Annotated in this window: 19 protein-coding genes and 1 pseudogene; 2 read left to right on the forward strand and 18 right to left on the reverse strand. The window is 55.8% G+C overall.

Features of this window, described 5'->3' with window-relative positions:
• Nucleotides 1-18: 18 nt before the first annotated feature.
• The 13 genes and pseudogenes from AC3Y5R_RS09390 to AC3Y5R_RS09450 all read right to left on the reverse strand — a co-directional run bounded on the left by AC3Y5R_RS09390 (nucleotide 19) and on the right by AC3Y5R_RS09450 (nucleotide 10,826).
• Nucleotides 19-819: a transglutaminase family protein gene (locus tag AC3Y5R_RS09390; protein WP_489921102.1), complete on the reverse strand. Its 801-nt coding sequence runs from the start codon at nucleotides 817-819 to the stop codon at nucleotides 19-21.
• Entirely contained in the window at nucleotides 816-1,745 is a 930-nt protein-coding gene (locus AC3Y5R_RS09395) for an alpha-E domain-containing protein (RefSeq protein ID WP_489921103.1), read from the reverse strand. Before AC3Y5R_RS09395 ends, AC3Y5R_RS09390 begins: the two co-directional genes overlap by 4 nt.
• Nucleotides 1,739-3,175: a circularly permuted type 2 ATP-grasp protein gene (locus AC3Y5R_RS09400; RefSeq protein ID WP_489921104.1), complete on the reverse strand. Its 1,437-nt coding sequence runs from the start codon at nucleotides 3,173-3,175 to the stop codon at nucleotides 1,739-1,741. Before AC3Y5R_RS09400 ends, AC3Y5R_RS09395 begins: the two co-directional genes overlap by 7 nt.
• 188 nt (nucleotides 3,176-3,363) lie before the next feature.
• The gene (locus tag AC3Y5R_RS09405; protein WP_158784540.1) at nucleotides 3,364-3,951 is read right to left on the reverse strand and encodes a cupin domain-containing protein; all 588 of its coding nucleotides are present in this window, start codon (nucleotides 3,949-3,951) and stop codon (nucleotides 3,364-3,366) included.
• A 258-nt stretch (nucleotides 3,952-4,209) separates the two neighbouring features.
• Nucleotides 4,210-4,527, reverse strand: a pseudogene (locus AC3Y5R_RS09410) (OmpA family protein); the annotation flags it as partial.
• 45 nt (nucleotides 4,528-4,572) lie between these two features.
• Nucleotides 4,573-5,439: a flagellar motor stator protein MotA gene (motA, locus tag AC3Y5R_RS09415; RefSeq protein ID WP_489921105.1), complete on the reverse strand. Its 867-nt coding sequence runs from the start codon at nucleotides 5,437-5,439 to the stop codon at nucleotides 4,573-4,575.
• A gap of 10 nt (nucleotides 5,440-5,449) precedes the next feature.
• Nucleotides 5,450-6,133: a FliA/WhiG family RNA polymerase sigma factor gene (locus AC3Y5R_RS09420; RefSeq protein WP_489921106.1), complete on the reverse strand. Its 684-nt coding sequence runs from the start codon at nucleotides 6,131-6,133 to the stop codon at nucleotides 5,450-5,452.
• A gap of 14 nt (nucleotides 6,134-6,147) precedes the next feature.
• The gene (locus AC3Y5R_RS09425) at nucleotides 6,148-6,621 is read right to left on the reverse strand and encodes a flagellar basal body-associated FliL family protein (RefSeq protein ID WP_158784536.1); all 474 of its coding nucleotides are present in this window, start codon (nucleotides 6,619-6,621) and stop codon (nucleotides 6,148-6,150) included.
• Nucleotides 6,622-6,624: 3 nt separating this feature from the next.
• On the reverse strand, nucleotides 6,625-7,677 hold the full coding sequence (locus tag AC3Y5R_RS09430; protein ID WP_489921107.1) for a flagellar hook-length control protein FliK: 1,053 nt from the start codon (nucleotides 7,675-7,677) through the stop codon (nucleotides 6,625-6,627).
• Complete coding sequence (locus AC3Y5R_RS09435) at nucleotides 7,677-7,976, reverse strand: hypothetical protein (RefSeq protein ID WP_158784534.1); 300 nt, start codon at nucleotides 7,974-7,976, stop codon at nucleotides 7,677-7,679. Before AC3Y5R_RS09435 ends, AC3Y5R_RS09430 begins: the two co-directional genes overlap by 1 nt.
• Nucleotides 7,976-8,359 carry a flagellar export chaperone FliS gene (fliS, locus tag AC3Y5R_RS09440; protein ID WP_489921108.1) on the reverse strand — a complete coding sequence of 128 codons (384 nt, stop codon included), beginning with the start codon at nucleotides 8,357-8,359 and terminating at the stop codon, nucleotides 7,976-7,978. The genes AC3Y5R_RS09435 and fliS overlap by 1 nt, the downstream gene beginning before the upstream one ends.
• Before the next feature lie 51 nt (nucleotides 8,360-8,410).
• The gene (gene fliD, locus AC3Y5R_RS09445; protein ID WP_489921109.1) at nucleotides 8,411-9,724 is read right to left on the reverse strand and encodes a flagellar filament capping protein FliD; all 1,314 of its coding nucleotides are present in this window, start codon (nucleotides 9,722-9,724) and stop codon (nucleotides 8,411-8,413) included.
• Between the two features lie 214 nt (nucleotides 9,725-9,938).
• On the reverse strand, nucleotides 9,939-10,826 hold the full coding sequence (locus tag AC3Y5R_RS09450; protein ID WP_489921110.1) for a flagellin N-terminal helical domain-containing protein: 888 nt from the start codon (nucleotides 10,824-10,826) through the stop codon (nucleotides 9,939-9,941).
• A gap of 426 nt (nucleotides 10,827-11,252) precedes the next feature.
• Between AC3Y5R_RS09450 and AC3Y5R_RS09455 the strand changes: the two genes are divergently transcribed.
• Together AC3Y5R_RS09455 and AC3Y5R_RS09460 are read left to right on the forward strand one after the other, a co-directional pair.
• Entirely contained in the window at nucleotides 11,253-12,197 is a 945-nt protein-coding gene (locus AC3Y5R_RS09455; RefSeq protein ID WP_489921111.1) for a winged helix-turn-helix domain-containing protein, read from the forward strand.
• Nucleotides 12,172-12,642 (forward strand): hypothetical protein, encoded by a 471-nt coding sequence (locus AC3Y5R_RS09460; protein WP_489921112.1) that lies wholly within the window; start codon nucleotides 12,172-12,174, stop codon nucleotides 12,640-12,642. The genes AC3Y5R_RS09455 and AC3Y5R_RS09460 overlap by 26 nt, the downstream gene beginning before the upstream one ends.
• Here AC3Y5R_RS09460 and AC3Y5R_RS09465 read toward each other — a convergent pair.
• From AC3Y5R_RS09465 to AC3Y5R_RS09485, 5 genes are all read right to left on the reverse strand, one after another.
• Nucleotides 12,639-13,664: a hypothetical protein gene (locus tag AC3Y5R_RS09465; RefSeq protein ID WP_489921113.1), complete on the reverse strand. Its 1,026-nt coding sequence runs from the start codon at nucleotides 13,662-13,664 to the stop codon at nucleotides 12,639-12,641. The two genes, AC3Y5R_RS09460 and AC3Y5R_RS09465, sit on opposite strands and share 4 nt — an antisense overlap.
• 6 nt (nucleotides 13,665-13,670) lie before the next feature.
• Nucleotides 13,671-14,579 carry a flagellar hook-associated protein FlgL gene (gene flgL / locus AC3Y5R_RS09470; protein WP_489921114.1) on the reverse strand — a complete coding sequence of 303 codons (909 nt, stop codon included), beginning with the start codon at nucleotides 14,577-14,579 and terminating at the stop codon, nucleotides 13,671-13,673.
• A gap of 18 nt (nucleotides 14,580-14,597) precedes the next feature.
• Nucleotides 14,598-15,971, reverse strand: coding sequence for a flagellar hook-associated protein FlgK (gene flgK, locus AC3Y5R_RS09475; protein WP_158784526.1), 1,374 nt, complete (start codon nucleotides 15,969-15,971; stop codon nucleotides 14,598-14,600).
• Nucleotides 15,972-16,073: 102 nt separating this feature from the next.
• Complete coding sequence (locus AC3Y5R_RS09480) at nucleotides 16,074-16,373, reverse strand: rod-binding protein (protein ID WP_489921115.1); 300 nt, start codon at nucleotides 16,371-16,373, stop codon at nucleotides 16,074-16,076.
• On the reverse strand, nucleotides 16,370-17,473 hold the full coding sequence (locus AC3Y5R_RS09485; RefSeq protein WP_489921116.1) for a flagellar basal body P-ring protein FlgI: 1,104 nt from the start codon (nucleotides 17,471-17,473) through the stop codon (nucleotides 16,370-16,372). Before AC3Y5R_RS09485 ends, AC3Y5R_RS09480 begins: the two co-directional genes overlap by 4 nt.
• Between the last annotated feature and the right edge of the window lie 2 nt (nucleotides 17,474-17,475).

The raw sequence follows: 17,475 nt of genomic DNA on the forward strand, positions 1-17,475 counted from the left end.
AGTTTGCCCGATTAAAATTTACTGCTGCGAATTCACCAGTTGCACCGCAGCCACTGCCAACATGTCTTCACTTCCGCCACCCAGCCGCATGCCTCTTACCGGGCAGGCATCCATATAATCCACCCCGACCGCCAGCTTCAGGTGCTGACGGGTACTGCGGGTATTATTGGTAATATCGAAACTGTGCCAGCTGCCGTCCACCCAGGCTTCCACCCAGGCATGGGTCGCCACATGCTCCACGGTGTCAGTATAAAGATAACCGCTCACATAGCGAGCAGGGATATGCAGGCTGCGGCAACAGGCCAGGAACACATGACTGTGATCCTGGCAAACCCCGGTTCCGGCCGCAAAGACTTTCGCAGCGGTATCGGTAACCATCGTGCTGCCCGGCTGATAAGGCATTTTCAGCAGCAGCTCACCCATCAGGCGTTCGAGGCTCGCTAGCGGCGCTTCAGGACGATAATAGCGCAAGGCAAACTCAGCTATCGCCCGATCAGGCTGGGTTAATGGCGTGATTCGCAGAAATACCAGCGGCGACAGCGTGCTGTCCGGATCGGAGGCGGTCCCCCCTTCATCAAGGATTTCCACCACTCCACGGGCCTCAATTTCAATCGACTGATGTGGCGTGTCCAGCGTCAGCACGTGGAGCACGTTGCCAAAGGTATCAGTGGTGCAGATCGCCTGCGCAGGCAGCAACAGATCCCAGGAGAGAATGTGCTGATGGATAGAATCCTGCGGCGTAAGGCGCAGGTATTGGGTACTTTGTTTCACCAGATTCTGGTAGCTGAAGCAGGTCTTGTGGGCGATATCCAGTTTCATTTGGCCTCCAGGTATGTCTGTTGAATGCTGCCGGCAATGTCGCTCAGATCGGCGAGGAAGTGCTGTAACCAGCTGTGCAACCCTTTGCTGACCAGCGACTCATAACTGCTAAAGCGCAGTTCGGCATGCAGTACGGTAAGCAGCAGGCGGGGACGGTTTTCGCCACTGCTGCCGATCAAATCCAGCTGATTACCAATTTCTTCAACACAGGATCGCAGCGATCGTGGGCTTTCCTCACGGAGGATCAGCATTTCAGATACGCTGTCGCTGGCCAGTTGCTGTTTGTAAATGGTGTGATAGGCCTCGCGGGCGGAAACGGAACGCAGCAGCGTGTCGAGGCGGTAATATTCCCGCACCGAATCTTCGTCCTGCTCGGTGAGATAGCGCGTGACATCCAGCAGCCTCGCCGTGCAGTCGGCCCGCTCCAGCAGCGTACCGAGGCGAATAAAGCTCATCGCATCGCCGCGCATCAGCGTGCCAAACATCGCGCCACGAAACAGATGCGAACGCTCTTTTACCCAGTCAAAAAAAGCATCCGCTCCGCTGCTGTTGATCCCTTTGCGCCGCAGTTTCCTCAGCTCTATCCAGCTGGAGTTGATGCTCTCCCACACTTCGGACGAGAGGCTGCCACGCACCGCATGGGCGTTGTTCCAGGCCGATTCCCAGCAGCTGAAAATACTGCCGGGGTTACGATCGTCGAGGACAAAAAAGCTGAACAACTGTGGCATTGCCAGCTTGTCATTTAACGTCCAGAACAGTTCGCCAGTGCTGGTGAGATTCAGCGGTACCCGCAGCTCGTCATCATGGCTGCTGCGCACCGGCATCAGCGATAGCCGGTTGGTGACGTCCAGCACGCGGGCAATGTTTTCGGCACGCTCTAAATAGCGGGCCATCCAGTACAGGCCACTGGCCGTGCGACTCAGCATGCGTCATCCTCCAGAACCCAGGTATCCTTGGTGCCACCGCCCTGCGATGAGTTCACTACCAGCGAACCTTCCGTCAGTGCCACACGTGTCAGGCCCCCCGGCACCAGGCGGATTTCCGCTCCGCTGAGGGCAAACGGACGCAAATCGATATGCCGGGGTGCCAGCCCCTGCTCCACAAATGTCGGGCAGGTGGAGAGCGCCAGCGTGTTCTGGGCAATGTAGTTTTGTGGCCGGGCAATCAGCAGCGTGCGAAACTCTTCTAACTGCTGCTTGCTGGCTACGGGGCCAATCAGCATGCCATAGCCCCCTGCGCCGTGAACCTCTTTCACCACCAGTTGCGGCAGGTTAGCGAGTACCCACGAAAGCTCATCGGGACGGCGGCATTGCCAGGTCGGGACATTATTCAGGATCGGCTCTTCGGAGAGATAGAACTTCACCATATCCGGTACGTAAGGATAGATGGATTTATCGTCCGCCACGCCGGTGCCTATGGCATTAGCCAGCACCACATTTCCGGCACGATAAACGGAGAGCAGCCCCGGTACGCCGAGCATAGAGTCCGCACGGAAAGCCAGCGGATCGAGGAAGGCATCGTCCACGCGACGGTAGATAACATCGACTTTGCACGGTCCGGCAGTGGTGCGCATCATCACTGCCCCATCTTTCACAAACAGGTCAGCACTTTCCACCAGCTCCACGCCCATCTGCTGCGCCAAGAAGCTGTGCTCAAAGTAGGCGCTGTTAAAGCGGCCTGGTGTCAGCACAACCACCACCGGATCGTTCACCGGCGAGCTTTCCCGCAGCGTCTGCAACAGATGCGACGGATAGCGCTCCACCGGCGCAATGCGCTGCTGCGCAAACAGCTCCGGGTAAAGACGCATCATCATTTTGCGGTTTTCCAGCATGTAGGAGACGCCGGATGGCGTGCGCAGATTGTCCTCCAGCACGTAGTATTCGCCATCGCTGTTGCGCACCATATCCACGCCACAAATGTGCGCGTAAATATCACGGTGCAGGTTCAGCCCCTGCATACAGGGTTGATACTGATCGTTAACCAGCACCTGCTCCGCCGGGACGATCCCCGCTTTCAGAATGTGCTGCTCGTGGTAGATATCGTGAAGGAATGCGTTGAGGGCCTGCACCCGCTGGCGGATGCCTTTGTCCAGCATCACCCATTCGCTGCCAGGGATAATGCGCGGGACGCTGTCGAAAGGGATCAGGCGTTCGGCCCCCCCATCCTGTCCGTAGACATTGAAAGTGATACCAACGCGGTGAAACAGCAGTTCGGCCTCTTCCCGCTTGCGGGCGAAGGCCTCCTGGTCAGCCTGCTTCAGCCAGTGCCAGTAGTCGCGATAATGCTGGCGATACTGGCCATCGCCCAGCAGCATTTCATCATAAAAGCCTGAAGCTGATTCATAGCCTTGATTCATGATTTCCCTTCCACTGTCGGTGAACCCATCAGAGATCTGCACAAAGCGTGCCAGCACGATTACCCGTGATGAGAGGCCAGCACGCAAGCGATACTGCAGGCCACGAGGCTGTCAGAACGGGTGGATATTGTCCCTGAAGGAAGCGCAGAAAGGGGAACGCACCATGACAGTGCGTTCCGCAGCAGGCTTTAATCGTTAGCTAATGGGTGCCAGATTTCAGTGACGGCTCCTTCGCCGCCGGTGATTGGGTCCTGCTGCGGCATCGGCACACGTTTAATCTCTACTATAGACTGGTTCACCCTCTCCTGCTCGTCACGAAGGGTTTCGGGCATCATGCCGCGCGGGTAAGCCCCAACGGCAAAGAAGTCATCGCTGGCGGCCAGTTGCTGATGCCCCACGCCAGCCGGGATCAGCACCGCATCGCCTGCATGCAGCGTCACTGCCCGACCGGTTTCGCCGCCAAACAGGATCTGCGCCCACCCGGCCCCCACGCCAAGCAGCTCATGGGTATTCGGGTGATAGTGAGTGTAGGGGTAAACAGGATAGCGCCAGCGCGGCAGCCACTGATTGCGGGCAAACAGGTCTTCAAAATAGCGGGCGATATCTTCCTCTTCTCGCGGCACAACCATCGGATAGATAATCAGCGGCAGCGGGTTATTGGGCACGCCGCTGGCAGGCTGGAAGGTCATATATTGCGGGTTGGATGATGCACCGGCAGAAAACGTTCCGGCGGCAAAAGACATCATGGTGAGTAAGCTACCAGCATGGGGCAACATAACGGCCTCTCCTGTTGTCTGGTGGTAAAGCAGGGTGGTTGTTTGTTAATTAATTGTGGCACCTGATAGTAAAGATGCAATCACTGCCGCTGGGCTTTGATCACATAACACATTAATTTAATGAAACTTAAGTCAAATCAACTGCCGGCGCTTCGGGTGTTGTGCTGGGGGGCTAAGCAAGAGGGAAGACAGGAAATAACCGGTGGGTAGATTTCCCACCGGCTGAGCCAAAAATCAACTCAAGGGGCCCTGACAGGTTTACCTGATACGGTCAGCCGCAGGTTTAACGACGTTAACCCCGTGATGACCATAAAACTGATAGAGAGTGTTGGCAGCCGCTTTGGTCAGTACCAGAATCTCAATGCGGCGGTTGCGGGCAGAGAGAGGCTGGTCGGGATCCAGCAGCATGTTGTCGGCCATGGCATTGACCTGCAGTACGCGCTGCGGCTCCAGTCCACCCCGCTCGAGGACACGTCTGGCGGCCAGCGCACGATCGCCGGAGAGGTTCCAGTTGTTGTACGTGGCGTTGTTGTGATAGTTAGCTGAATCGGTGTGGCCAGTGATCATCACCTGGTTAACGCCCACTGCGCTTGATGATGGTGGTGGAGTGAGCCCCCTTTCTCATCGCCCGCTCTCATTCATCTGGTTCACCCAACTGTCGAGCGTTGCAAAAGTCGGTTTACTCTCCAGCGGCAGCATTTTGCGCCCGGCATCCACCGCCAGCAGCGTCGGCTTACCGGCCACGTGATTGACCAGCACCGTACGGATACAGACAAATACCGTCATGCGCTTTTTCATGCACTGCTCCATGGCGTTAGCCAGCGGATCCATCAGGCAGTAACAGAAGAACACCCCAAGGAAAGTCCCGACCAGCGCGGCCGCCACCTTCAGGCCGATCAGCGCGATCGAGCCGTCGATAGACTGCATGGTAATGATGATCCCCAATACCGCAGCACAGATACCAAAGCCCGGCATTGCCTCGGCGGTGCGCTGCAAAGAGCGGGAAGGCACCATCAGCTCCTCTTCCAGCGCTTCAATCTCCGATTCGAGGATCCCCTCCATTTCATGCTCGTTGATTTTCCCCATCGCCATCAGGCGGAAGTTATCGGAGATGAAAGTGATAAATCCTTTGTCTTTCAGGATCATCGGATACTTCTGGAACAGCGAACTGTTCTCCGGTACTTCAATGTGTTCATCCAGCGCCTTCAGGCCGCCATCCTGCACCAGCTCCAGCAACTCGTACATCATCAGCAACAGTTGCTGCTGAAATGCTCCGCCCTGCTCGTCCTTACGCACCGCAGATTTTATCTGCCGCCACATCGCCTTCAGCACGTGGGCCGGGTTGGCAATCACCATCGCCCCGGCACCTGCGCCGAGGATGATGATCAGTTCGCCAGGCTGCCAGAAAGAGGCCAGCCGCCCGCCAGACTCCAGAAAGCCCCCGACCACGCAGCCGAGGACAATGATCAATCCAAGTAGTTTTTGCATAATGAATTGCTCAGAAGAACGCCTTAATCTTTTCGCCGATACGCTTGTTCAGCTGGCAGACGCGGGCCTCGGTTAATCCCAGCACCAGTGAAATCTCTTTCAGGCTCATGTCCTGCTGGTAATAGAGGTTAAGAATGATTTTTTCGCGTTCGTCGAGCGTCTCGATGGCGCTGGTCAGCGTGCGCTGCGTTTCAATCTCCTCTTCCAGCCTGCGACCGGCGAAGGCGTTGCCGTGAGTCTCACCGGAAAGCAGCAGGTCGAAACTCTCCATGGTTCCCGCACTGTCGAGCAGCAGATACTCCTGATAGTCCTCGGCTGTCATTCCGGTCTGCCGGCAAACCTCTTCCGGCGAAGGTTCACGTCCCAGAGTGCGGGACATGGCGCGGATGGTGTCATTGATCTTGTGCGTTTTCTGCCGCAGGCTGCGCGGGCGCCAGTCGTGCTGACGGAACTGATCCAGCACCGAACCACGAATGCGCTGCGCGGCATACCCGGCAAACTGCTCATCGGGCTGACCATAACGGCGCAGCGCTTCCAGCAGCCCCATCAGCGCAATTTGCTCGATGTCATCACGGTCAATCATGCTATTGGCCTGCGGGGCCAGCTGACGGACAATACGCTTGACCAGCGGGAGCCACTGCTGCATGTAGTGGCTCTCCTCCGCCGCCGTCAGTGCGGGGAGTTCGTTAAACATTTCCTGATGTGCCATCACTGAAAAACCATTTTTGAAAGGGTGAGATCTTCAAAGGGCATCGGCATGTTCATTTCGCCGAAGCTCGACTTATAGCTGTCCATCATCAGTTGACGCAGCTCAGGCACGGTCATGCTGCGCACGTCGCCATAAGTCATTGAACTGAAGATATCGACAGTGAAGCCTTTGATTTTGGGCAGCAGATTTTCCGTCTGCTGGGAGTGCAGGTCATCACGAGTGGTCAGCGCCAGGTCCAGCAGCAGGTAGTGCTCCCGGGCGTGTTCATCGCGGAAGGTCATCACCAGGTTCTTCACTTCAACAAATTGCAGCTCACGCGGTTTCGGTTTGGCTGACAGAAAGCTCAGAGGTGACGTGTCCTCCCCTTTCTCGCGGTGATTCATCCAGGTCGTACCAATCACCACCAGCGCAGCGGTGGCAACAGCCCCGACCAGCACCAGCAGTGAAATGAGCAAAAAAGATTTTATTTTCATTGATTAAACCATTGTCAGTATTGTGCCGTCGGTGCGCGGCCCTTGGGACGCACCCTCTTCAAAGTTTTGCGCAACCGGTGTATCTGGCTGTGACTGGTGTCGTTGTTGTTGGCGGCTGTCACCGCTCTGGGACGACACCTGAACGTTCACCTGAACGTTGTTCTGCTCACTGAGGCTGATGCGCAGTTGTTCACTCACCTGCTGCAGTGCGCGGTAGATTTCAGGCTGTGCCGCCTGAATCTGAACCTGGAGTTTTCCCGCCTCGTAATGCAGCGTGATATCGAGCTTGCCGAGCTGCGGCGGATCGAGACGGATGGTGGCTTTCTGGCTCTGCTGCGAGATCTGCATCTCCAGCTTTTCGCTTAAGGCCTTTTGCAACACTTCGGCCTGCGCTTCATGCGCTGCAGGCAAGTGCAGTACGCTGCCGGAAACGCTGTTTTCACGCTGAAGTGCAGCACTGAGCAGCGGCGAGATTGAGGCATATTGCAGGCTCTGCGGCATTACGGCCCCGGTCTGGCCGGGCTGCTTATCCTGCTGAGTCACTTTGCTGACAGGCAGCGCTTCCGCCGTTGCAGGCTGAGCGGGTCGCTCAGCGGCTGCGGAGCGTGTGGTGACTGGCGGAGCGGCTATCTCTGGCGGCAGGGCCTCATCAGCAGTTGGGGTTTCATCCATCACCGGGTTGCTGTTACTGAGTGGGGTCACGGGAACAGGCTTGACTTCCTGCGGCACTATCGCCGCCAGTTCAGGCTGAGGCTGACTGCTCTGCTCAGGTTGCGGAATCACGGTCAGCCCTGGCTCTGTTACCGGCTGCGGCTGCACACCGGGATCGGTCAGCAGCAGATCCAAGAGCGTTTGCGGGTCGCCCTGCGGTTCGTCAGAAGTTGTTTCATCAGCGATCGGCATCAGGGTTTCATCGTCCCCCGCGACAGGCTGCGGCACCGTCAGCAAAGGCATCAGTGCGGGTATCGCCTCAGCCTGACCGGGGAGTTCGTTCATGCCTGGCAGGCTGTCCCCCGCGGCAGGGACCGTGGGGGTAAAAGAGGTCACCGGCATCATTACTGCTCCTCCTCACCGGTTGAGAAAAGGGCATATGCCTGTAATCCTTCGCGTATTTTCTGATGCTGCTGGATCTTCATCTCCAGGATGTCATGCTGCTCACGGCAAATCTTTGCCGCACGCTGATGGCTGCGCTTAAGCGCCGCGACTTCCTCGCGAACCTCATCCTGTTTCCCCTGCAGACGGATGGCCTGCAGAAGCTGGCTGATACGGCTGTCGAGGCGGCGGATTTCATCCCAGTTCTCATCCTCAGCGGCCTGTTCCAGCGCCTGACCCAGCTGCAAAATACGCTGATCCATTACGCGCCCATCCCTTCCCAGCCCTGCTGGATGGAGCGCAGGATCTTTTCCACTTCTTCAATCTGCTCGATGGAGAGGTGATGACTGGCGTCATACAGCCGGTAAACGCAGTAGTCGTAAAGTCCGGCCAGCCGCAGCGCCAGTTCACCGCCGTTGTCGAAGTCCAGCGCGCTGGTCAGCGCATTGAGGATATCGATGCATTTATTGATGCTGCCCGCCTTACGTTCAAAGCGCCGGGCCTGGATGTGGCCCTTGGCACGGGTCAGTTCGTCCAGCAGGCCGGTAAACAGCATCAGTACCAGCTGATGAGGCGTGGAGGCTGCGGTGCGGATTGCCAGGTCGGCGTCCTGATACTGGGTAAAGTCGTTGCCTGTTCCGTACATTGAAACGATCCTCATGTCTTAAAGGGTGTTGCTCACTCACGCGCAAAGCGCTTAAAAAAACATGCCCATCGTCTGGTTCATCTGGCTGATGATGGTTTTCATGTTGGTAAACTCTTTCACGTAGCGGTTGAAGGTGGTCTCGTAGCGCTTGTTGATTTGCGCTTCCTTCGTGGTCAGTTGCTCGCCCTGACGATCAAGCGTTTCCTGCCGCTGCTTAATCGTGCCGGTGGTACTGTTCAGGAAGGTATCAAGGCCCTCTTTATCCATGCGGCTCAGCAGGCCGTTGGTGCCTTCAAACAGTGAGTTCAGCGCATCAGGTCTTGCTTTCAGCGACTCTTCGAACTGGGTGCCGTCCAGCGTTAACTGCCCATTTCTGTCCGGTGTGATGCCAAAATCGCTGAGCCTTGCACCATTAAAATTGGTGCGTAGCAGGGCATTCAGTCGGCTCTCCAGCGCGCCGATCCCTGAGTCGCCAGCCAGCGCACCACGGCTCTCTGAACTGTCCCCACCGCCGCTTTTGGTCAGCTCATCCAGCTGAGTGCGCAGCTTGTTGTAAGCCGTCACAAACGCCTGTGCCTGTTCTCTGGAGCTGGAGACATCGGTATCTACGTTGATCACCAGTGGCTCGTTGCCGGTGGGCCGGATCACCGTCAGTTCGACCCCCGGAATAGTGTTGCTGAAGGTGTTGGTGCTGCTGGTAAACGTCATCCCATCGCCTTCACCCATGGTGATAATCGCGTCGCGGGCGGTGGAGATTTGTGTCGCATCTGCCAGTTTTGCGGCGAACGTATCGTCAGTTGCTGAGAGCGTCACCTGATTAGCCGCGCCGGTGTTATCACTGCTGATCATCAGCACGTTGTTACCGTTCTGCCGCACCAGAGAAGCCGTTGCGCCTGAGTCACCGCTTTCGGCATTGATGCGATCGCGCAGCTCCGACAACGTACTGACGGAGGACATGTCAATCTCCACCTCTTTGTCGGCGATGGTGATTTTCATCGAACCTTCAGCGGCAGCAATATCGGCATCGGTCAGATTCTCAAAGGCTTTCTGATCGGCGCTGGCCGTCTGCGTAACATTAATGTTGTAAAGCCCTTTTCGGGCGGAGCTGCTGGCGCTCAGCGAAACGAAGCCTTCCTGGCTGGCGGTGGCGCTGTTGACCACCATGCCGCCGCTGCTGCCGCTGGTGGCAAAACCTTTCAGCGCAGTCTGAAAATCAGTTAACGCAGTACGCAGCGTGGTCAGCGCTTTTTGCTGCGCCGAAAGCCGGTTTTGCTGGGTCTTGAGCTGAGATTGCTGGGCGGCGATGGTTGCCTGCGCCAGACTTTGCGCGACCGTTTGCGGGTCAAAATCGTCTAACCAACTCATTTTTTATGCTCTCCCTTTCAGCCAGCCGCGCCTGATGTTCAGGCTTTCCTGCTCTCCTGATAGCAATGCGCGTGCCAACTATAAAAGTTGATATTATTCAGTTGGTTGAATTTTAAAAGCGGAAATAAGGCTTCCTCCCTAACGGAAAGAAAAGGGCCCAGAAGGGGAAAAAAAACACCGCCCTGGAGCGGTGTTATCAGAGGTTAATGGCCGGTTAGCCCAGCATGCCCAGAACCATCTGGCTCATGCCGTTAGCCTGCTTCAGCATCGCCTGGCTGGACTGCGTCAGCATGTTGTTGCGGGTCATCGCCGTGGCTTCCGCCGCAAAGTCCGCATCCTGGATTACGCCAAGGTTGAGGTTGGTGTTGTCCTGCATGTTCGCCAGGTTAGCTGCGGTGTGGCCCAGGCGGTTGATGTTCGCACCCAGTGAGGAGCGAATGCTGCCGACATCGGACATTGCTGCGCTGATTTCATCAATCGCGGCGTTCGCGGATTCTGCTGAAGACATATCTGAATTCAGCAGGGTGGCCAGAGAACCGGTTACTGCGGTCAGCCCTGCGCTCAGGTCCACGCTCAGCGTCTCTTCAGAACCGGCACCAATCTGGAACTGCATACTGGCTGTCAGTTTGCCAGCCACACCACCAACAGCGTTACCGTCCTCATCTTCCTCACCTGCACCAATAGAGGCCAGCAGCTTTTCAGAACCGTAAGAGGTGTTGCTCATGATGTTTTCCAGCTCGGCATTCAGTTCTTTGAACTCACCCTGGATAGCTGTACGGTCATCGGCGTTGTTGGTGTCATCCGCCGCCTGGGTCGCCAGATCCTTCATACGGTAAAGGATGTTGTTCACTTCATCGAAAGCCCCTTCTGCGGTCTGCAGCATCGCCGTTGCTTTGGCAATGTTCTGCTTGGCCACGCCCATACCGTTAGACTGTGCCTGCAGGCGGGAAGCAATCTGCAGACCGGCGGCATCGTCGGCTGCAGAGTTAATGCGTTTACCGGTACCCAGACGCTCCATGGCAACATTCAGGCTGCTGGTCGCTTTGTTCATCGCATTGGTTGAAGACATCGCGGCAGAGTTAGTGAAAATTGATAATGACATAATGGTTATCTCCTTGAGTGAAACTGGTTTTTTTTCAGTACCTGATATAAACGACGTTTCAGCGGGAATATTTAAATAGAAAAATAAAAAAACCATATAAATAATGAAGTTATGACCAACCTCTTCAGCGGCAACCTGAATATAAACGGCCGTAAATAAGAATAATTAAATTAAAAAGGAAGAAACCGGTTCTTCAGGCGAGTGTTGATAACAATGTTAAGAAAAAGATAACATGTGACAGGATATTCATTAACAAACAGGGAATAGGAAGATACTTACACTCAATATAAAAACGACAAATATCAACGAAAGATAAATAATATTCGCCAGCGGAAGTTTTTATTCCGCCAATAGTTGAATAACACCGCAAAAATGATGAAAATATCGCCACTTTATTTTCACCTCAAAAAAAGGTCACTCCCCGCTATGATCTCTCATTGCGTGATCCATCACTGGCTGCTCGATATCCCTTCCGGATCGCTGGTCCATCAGCAGTCCGGTGAGCAGCGTCGACTGGGCGAGTATCAGCTCAAACTGCTGATCGTGCTGGTACAGAACGCAGGAAAGATCCTGACGCGCGAGGAGTTGAATACGCTTGTCTGGGAGCGCCGGGTGATCGGCAACAACAGTTTACCGAATGCCATCCACGCCCTGCGCGTGGCGCTGGAAGACGACGGTAAGCAACAGCGTATTATTAAAACCATCCCCAAGAAAGGCTATATCCTCGAAGCGGAGTATTGTGAATTCCGTCTGGATGAAAAGCGGGAAGCCGACAGCGAGGGGGCGGCTGGAGATGCCGGAGTGCAACTTCTTTATCCGCATACTGTCACCAGCCAGGAGAGTCCATCCACGCTGACCCTTGCTCGCGAGGAGTGGCAGAAAGAGTCGAAAAAAGAGAGCGTCTGGCTGACGCAAAAATTGCAGGCAAAGCAGAAACGCTTCTGGCGCTGGATGTGCCTGGCGCAGGCAACGTTGCTACTGCTGGTGGTGGGATTTTTGCTGATCACCAGTACCTTAAAACAGGAAAATAAGCTGACCGAGCAGGTCCCGGGTGCCTGGAGTAACATTCGTCTCTATGCTATGGAGCATGTCAACGATCAGCTGCGACCGACGGAAGAAATCGATAAGCAGATAAATCCTTCCCTGTCAGCACTGAATACGTTACTGATTGAGCATCAGGCCAATATGCAGGTTTTTTACCAAATCCTGTCCAGCACAATGAATTACACGGTGGAAATCACCAGCCGCTGCGATCGCCGTGAACTGGCGATGAACATCGCCCAGTTTCGCAGTGATAACTCACAACTTAACGCCCTGATTTATCGGGAAACAGAGAGAGAAATAAATGAAATGGCGAACTGCGTCAATTAGTCTGATGTCTCTTACGTTGCTGTTAATTTTGGGCGCGATGGTAAGAACACTCTACATACCTAACCCTGAGATAGGCGATCTGTTCAATGGCAATGACAACGGTCACCAGGATAAACTTCAGTTCGGCTATTACGACTTATTGTCAAAAAGCAGCGAACTGTATAATCCCCACTATGTGATCAACAAAAAATCCATAATGTTGAAACTTAACAGCCCTGACGATAATCACTTACAAATTAAAGTGTTGATGTCGCTAAAAAAAATCACTTCTGAAGGGTTGCTGTATGACTATAAACCAGTCTGCATCACGCAAAAGAAAAACGATCTGATGATTGCCAATATCATGGGGCACCTTGAACGTAACCGTATCATACTAAACAGCGTTAGCTATCCCGGTGGCAAAGTAACCATTACCACCTCAGGACAAATCATCAGTCATCTTTAACGGGCGTTCAGCACATTACGCACTCGGGTCGCGGAAAGGTTAGCCTGCCCGGCCAGAGCCTGAGTCAGCGTAGTGAAATCGCCTGCCAGAAGGGTGGCGGAAAAATCAGAAGCGGCCTGCAGGGCAGAAGATCGGCCACTGAAAGTCGCCATGCTGTCGATGCGCTGCTGGGCCCTTTCGCGGGTTTGCTGCAGCGACCGACGCTGTTGCGTCAGGGTTTCCAGCGCCTTTTCCAGCTCGGGCAGGATCTGGCCGCCCTGGGATGGGGTGCGGTTCAGCTGAGTTAATGCCTCTTCCAGCCCGCTTTCCACCTGCGGTTTAACCGGGAAAAACTGTCCCTGCGGATATCGCTCACCGCCACCCTGCACGCTAAGATGCTGGCTCACCTGTGGCCAGCGCTGCTCGTCCACCTGAAAGTTCAGCCGATCCTGCGCATCCAGCTTGCCCTGAATGCCCCACTTCCCCAGAGCCTGATTCAGCCGCAGCAGGTTATGACGTGGTGAAGCATTCTCCTCCAGCGAGGCCGCGCTGACTTCCCGCTGTCTGCCACCCAGCGAAAAAGTCAGAACCTCCTGTTCCGATCTGTTCACCAGCGCTGTCCCGTCCTGCAGGCTGAAGTTCACCAGCGGCTTGCTTTGCAGGTTCAACTGCAACTGCCGATCAACATAGCCGCCGGACAGGCTGTCGCGCTGCATCAACAGTTGCTGAAGGTTTTCGCTCCTCTCCCGGACCTCCCCCTGAGCGTCCCGCCGTGTCAGCGCATGCACCAGCTGCAGCACCTGCTTTTCGGCGCTTTGCAGAAAGCTGTCGGCCTGCTGCACTGCCGTTAGCTGCTCATTGAGCTGCACGTTGTAGCGCAGCGGCTGAGACGAGATCAGCGGACGATCCGGATAGCTGTTGGCGGCTGCAGAGGTGCGGGCGGTGAGCGTTGCCACTTTATCCAGCGGCTGGGCTGTGGCGGTCTTTCGGCTGTGCAGCGTGCTGCTGCCCGCGCCCGTCTGATGAATATCTACCTGCATCATGCCTTCTTAAATCAACGAAAACAGCGAAAGCTGCTGGATTTGCGTATAGCTTTTCTGCGCGGCCAGCGAGGCGTTGTAATAGCGGGTCAGGTCGATACTGGCGCTGGCCATATCCAGCTCGGTCAGGTTGCGCGTCACCGTGTCATTGACCACGCTGTTGTCATCGTGGATATCTTTCAGCAACGTCAGCGTATTAAAGCGGCTGCCCAGCTCCGTATAGATTGCCGCAATCTTGCCATGAGTGCCCTGTAACGAGGCATAGGCGCTGCTCATCTCTTCAGCGTAATCCGACGGATCCAGCGTGCCTTCCTGCATTTTGTCCGCGATGGCTTTCAGCTGATTCAGCGTCTCCAGATTGTCACCAAACGCCTGAGCCAGATGGGTGGTGACCGCTACCGACACGCCGTTAGAGACATTGGTGGTCGCGGTTTCCTGATTGCCCTGATACGACCAGCTGTTAGTGTCAGCATCGAAGACCAGCGGCTGCTGATTGGTCCGGGTACCGGAGAACATATGGCGACCGTCCTCGTCTTTAGTATTGACCAGCGACACGGTGGTCTCCAGCAGCGAAGCCAGCTCTTTGCCATAGGCTTTCATGTCTTCGGCAGAGAGCGTACCGCCCATCGCTTCGACCATTTTATCCATCATCGCCTGCAGCTGCTGCTCCGCCCCTTTAACGGTACTTTCCTGGCCTGACAGGTTGCCGGTCAGGCGATCGATATTGCTCTTATACTGATCGATAGCCGACTTTTCGCGGCGCAGCTGCGCCAGCTGGGTGCTGGCGATGGGATCGTCAGAGGGTTTCAGCAACCGCGTCTGGCTGGCGATCTGGCTCTGCAGGGTCAGCAATTTCGACTGATTGCGGTTAAAGCTGGTCAACATGGTGTTGGTGAATGTCAGGGTGCTGATACGCATCACAGGCTCCGGAAAAAGTTAAAACAGCGCCAGCAGATCGCTGAAGATTTGATCGCCGGTGGCGATGATCTTCATATTGGACTGGTAGGCCTTGGTATAGACGATGATGTTGATCGCCTCTTCGTCGTCGTATACGCCGCTGTAGTTGTTGCGCTCATTCTCTGCCTGAGTCAGCAGCGCCACCGCCGCTTCCAGGTTGGTCTGGTTTTCGCGGCTTTTGATCCCCACGGTGCTGACCAGAGAGGCGCTGGCATTCGACAGTGTGGTGTTGCCCATTCCAGGGATGTCCATGGACTGATTAGCAATCTCGATCAGCCGTTTGAGATTTTCATTGTTGCCGGTGGCGTCAGGATCGGCCGAGAAAGCCAGCTCATCCCAATTGATATCGGTTAGTTGCAGCATGCCGTTCGGGTTACTGGGATCGAAGATGAACAGATCTTTACCGGGTTCGCCCTGCAGATCGTATCCGGCGCGCTGCTGGGCGTTAAAGGCTTCAGCCATTGCCTTAGCCATACCCATGATCGAGTCAGACATCTCGCTGAGCGTGCCGCTTTCATAATCATGCAGCCCGCCCAGCGTACCGCCACAATCCATCTCCACCTGGAAAGTCGCGCTGGAAAGGCTCAGCGACATCGCCATATTCCCCTGCGCATCTCGCTGCAACGAGAGCTTGCCTGCGGTGGATCCGGCAACCAGCGGCTGGCCCGAGCTGAGCGACAGCGTGTAGCTGCCGTCAGAGGATTCGTTGATCCGCACATCCACATAGCCACTCAGCTCTTTCACCAGCTCATCGCGCTGGTCGCGCAGAATGCTGGTATCCGTGCCCAGCGCCTCGGACTCGGTAATTTTCTTGTTGTACTCCGCAATATTACCGCTGAGCATATTGATGCTGTTCACCGTGTTCTGCTGCTGGGTCTGAATATCGCTCCGCTGCTTGCTGATGAACTCCTGCATTTTATTAAAGCGTAACGCCAGCTGGCTGGCATTAGTCAGCACGTCCTGGCGCATGGCCTGATTTTCCGGCTTTTCCGTTGCGCCGCTGAGCGAGCTGAACAGGCTATCCAGCCCGTCGCCCAGCCCGGAAGTGGTCGAGCCAAGCAGGGTTTCCAGCTGGCTGAGCATATTCTGGGAGGTGGCGTAAAAGTTAGCGTTGGTATTGGCCCGCCAGACCTGACCGGTAAGGAACTGATCGGCCATGCGGCGAATACTGGTCACGGCTACGCCGTTGCCGCTGTTAAAGCCCGACTGCCCGGAAGGGCTGATGGCTGACTGTTCAACGCGCTGACGGGTGTAACCAGCCGTAGCCATGTTAGCGGTGTTTAACGCGGCGACATTTAACTGCGTCTGCGAGGCACGCATACCGCTGTAGCCAATATTGAATAAGTTGTTCATCTCTTTCCCATTTCGGTTAAGCGCTGCTACCCGCAGTAAAGCGGCAGGCTGAGGAGAAACTTAACCGCCGACAGGGATTTCTCCCCGCCGTTTAACTTCCCTTTACGAGGCTGCGGTCAGCTGCTGAATAAGCAGGCTGGCGATGCCGGTGCTGCGCTGACTGGCCAGGCTTTGCGCCAGGGCATCATCATAAAAATCACGCACGGTGCGCGACTCACGAGAGCTGAACAGGCCGTTTTCCCCGGCCAGCACATCAGAACTTTTGCGCATCTCCTGCAGCATCTGCCGCAGAAACATCGCTTCAAATTTTTCCGCCGCCTGCTCCAGCGTCTGCGGCTTCGCCCCGGCAACCACATCGCTGCGGGCGGTGGAAAAGGTACTGCTGAGTGCATCAATTTTCACATCACCACCAGTTCCGCATCCAGCGCGCCAGCTTCTTTCAGCGCCTGCAGGATCGCCATTGTGTCATCAGGAGACGCGCCCAGCGTGTTCAGCGTGTTGACGATGCTGCGCAGGGTGGTGCCACCGGAAATGGTGGTCATATGGCCATCGCCACGGTTCACGCCTATCTCGCTTTGCGCGGTCACTGCCGTGGTACCCTGACTCAGAGGACCAGGCTGACTGACGGTCGGGTTTTCACGGACGGTTACCGTCAGGTTGCCATGCGAAACGGCCGCAGGACGAACCACAACCCCCTCGCCCATAACCACGGTGCCGGTGCGCGCGTTAAATACCACGCGGGCGGGCTGTTTGCCTGCCTCCACCGAGACTTCTTCCAGCCGCGACATAAAAGCCACGCGCTGATCGGGATCGACTGGCGCATTCACTGAGATATTGGTGGCGCTCTGCGCCTTCGCAGTACCACGGCCAAAAGTCTGATTGAGCGCAGTGGCAATATTGTTGGCGGTTTTAAAGCTGGGACGCTTCAGATTGAGATAGACCAGGCGGTTGATCTGGAAGTCGTTGGGGATCTCCCGCTCCACGCTTGCTCCATTAGGGATCAGCCCGACCGTTGGAGTGTTAATGGTGATGCTGGAGCCGCTGTCACCGGAAGCTTTCACGCCGCCGACCACTACATTGCCCTGGGCCAGCGCGTAAACTTCGCCGTCTGCACCACGCAACTGGGTCAGCAGCAGCGTGCCACCGCGCAGACTTTTTGCATCGCCAATAGAAGAGACCGTGACGTTTATCGTCTGACCACGGGCATACATCGGTGGCAGCGTTGCGCTGAGCGCGACTGCTGCCACGTTCTTGACCTTGGGATCGATCTTCGCGGGCATCTGCACGCCAAACTGGCGCAGCATATTAGTGACCGACTGACTGGTAAATTTCACCTGGTTACGGTCACCGGTACCGTCCAGCCCGACCACCAGGCTGTAGCCAACCAGCTGATTACCACGCATACCCTGCACGTCCACCAGCTGACCCAGTGGCTGAGCCTGCACCGGAACAGCTAACACCGATGCGGCAATAAAAAGAGAGAAAAGCAAATGACGAGTCATGA

The sequence above is a fragment of the Erwinia sp. 009765445 genome, from assembly GCF_058137865.1.